The sequence below is a fragment of the Dietzia sp. SYD-A1 genome (genome assembly GCF_015356725.1).
In the GTDB taxonomy this organism is placed as follows: Bacteria; Actinomycetota; Actinomycetes; order Mycobacteriales; family Mycobacteriaceae; genus Dietzia.
The window spans coordinates 1-2,031 of the sequence record NZ_JADDKI010000181.1 but is presented as its reverse complement, the minus strand read 5'-3'; the positions used below and the strand labels follow the sequence as shown (position 1 = coordinate 2,031).

Below are 2,031 nucleotides of genomic sequence, written 5' to 3'. Positions count from 1 at the left end.
ACGCACGCGCGCCCGCCCCACGACAGGCGCGGGCGCGCGTGCGTCAGGCGCGGGCGCGCGTGGGTACCACCATGCCGAGCACCCAGTTGACCAGGCCGATCACGATCGCCCCGAAGAACGCCGCCCAGAATCCGCTCACCTGGTATTCGGCGCCGAACAGCTGGAACGTCGTGGTGACCCAGCTGGTGAGCATCAGCATCAGCGCGTTGATCACCAGCAGGAACAGCCCCAACGTGAGGATGGTCAGCGGCAGCGACAGCAGCTGCACGACGGGCTTGACCACCGCGTTGATCAGGGTGAACACCACGGCCACGATGAGCAGCGCCGCGATGGTCGGCACGCTCACCTCGTTGTCGACGGCGCCGGCGTCGATCCCGGCGTCCCCCGCAGTCTCGTACAGGGAGATCCCCGGCACGATCAGTGTCGCCACCCACAGGGCGACGGCGTTGACTATCAGTCTCAGTACCAGTGCCATGCGCGGTCAGCTCCCCACGTAGGAATCGGCCACATCGAGTGCGCGGTCGAACACGTCGAGCCCCGCGTTCGCCTCGTCGGCCGTGATGATGCAGGGCGGCACGATGTGGAATCGGTTGTAGTTCATGAACAACAGCACGCCGTCAGACTTCGCGGCGGCGAAGGTCCTTGCCATGGCCTCCGATGTCCCACCGTAGGGGGCCAGGGGCTCACGTGTCTCGCGGTCGGCCACCATCTCCACGGCCCAGAACACGCCCAGGCCGCGGACCTCGCCGATCGACGGGTGCTTCCGTGCGAGCTCGCGCAGGCGCGGGCCGATCACGTCCTCGCCGATCATGCGGGCGTTCTCGACGATCTTCTCGTCCCGCATCAGGTTGATCGTGGCCACCACGGAGGCACAGGCCAGCGGGTGCCCGGCGTAGGTGAGGCCGCCGGTGTACGGGGTCGTCTCGAAGGAGGCGGCGATCCGGTCGTGCAGGATCACCCCGCCCAGGGGGACGTAGCCGGAGTTGGAGCCCTTGGCGAAGGTGATGAGATCGGGCGCCCAGTCGTCGTCACCGGACCGGAAGTTGTCCAGGGCCAGCCAGGCGCCGGTGCGGCCGAAGCCGGACATGACCTCGTCGCAGATCATCACGATCCCGTACTTGTCGCAGATCTCGCGGACGCCGCGCAGGTAGTCGGCCGGCGGCACCATGATGCCGACCGTGCCGGGCACCGACTCGATGATCAGGGCGGCGAAGTGGTCCGGGCCCTCGAGGCCGATGAGCGAGTCGAGGTGCTCGAGCGCGCGATCGCACTCCTGCTTGGAGTTCTCCGCGTAGAACTGCGACCGGTACAGGTAGGGCGCGTGGAAGTGCACGGCGCCGGTGTTGCCGTGGTCGTTGGCCCAGCGGCGGGTGTCGCCGGTGAGGTTCATCGAGGTGGTGGTGGCACCGTGGTAGCTGCGGAACGCGGAGAGGGTCTTGTGCCTCCCGGTGTGGCGGCGGGCCATGCGGACGGCGTGCTCGACGGCCTCGGTGCCGGCGTTGGTGAAGAACACGCGGTTCATCCCGGCGGGCGCGACCTCGGAGACCAGACGGGCGGCCTCGGCGCGGGCGGCGTTGGCGTGCGCGGGGTTGATGGTGCACAGTTCGGCGGCCTGGTCCTGGATCGCTTTGATCACCACGGGGTGCTGGTGGCCGATATTGGTGTTGACCAGCTGGGAGGTGAAGTCGAGCAGGCGGTTGCCGTCGCCGTCGATCAGGTGGCAGCCCTCGGCGGCGGTGACGACCATCGGGTCGCTGGCGCCCCAGGCGGACCACGGGGTCAGGACGTGGGCCCGCTCCTTCTCGTAGACCTCGCGGGCGGCGGCGTTCTGGGGTGCGGGCACGGGACGGTACTCCTGTTGTCGACGACGTGGGCCGCAGACCATCATGTCAGTTCGGTGGCGCCGGTCCGGACCGCCGCCCCACGATGCGGAACGCGGGGTCTGGACACGGGGACCGCGTGCGTCGGCGGGCGCGTGAGGAGGCGCCCGTCAGAAGAGCGCCTCCTGCGCGCTGTCCACCGCCTGGGCAC

General features: G+C 69.2%; 2 protein-coding genes. Both read right to left on the bottom strand.

All coding sequences use genetic code 11. The features are described from left to right. Positions 1-43: 43 nt before the first annotated feature. On the bottom strand, positions 44-475 hold the full coding sequence (locus tag IY392_RS08345) for a phage holin family protein (protein WP_194860955.1): 432 nt from the start codon (positions 473-475) through the stop codon (positions 44-46). Positions 476-481: 6 nt separating this feature from the next. Next, on the bottom strand, positions 482-1,843 hold the full coding sequence (locus tag IY392_RS08340) for an aspartate aminotransferase family protein (RefSeq protein ID WP_194860954.1): 1,362 nt from the start codon (positions 1,841-1,843) through the stop codon (positions 482-484). Positions 1,844-2,031: the final 188 nt, after the last annotated feature.

What these genes read in the sequence shown, in the direction of transcription:
- IY392_RS08345 (WP_194860955.1), bottom strand. Translation starts at nt 475, where the DNA reads ATGGCACTGGTACTGAGACTGATAGTCAACGCCGTCGCCCTGTGGGTG.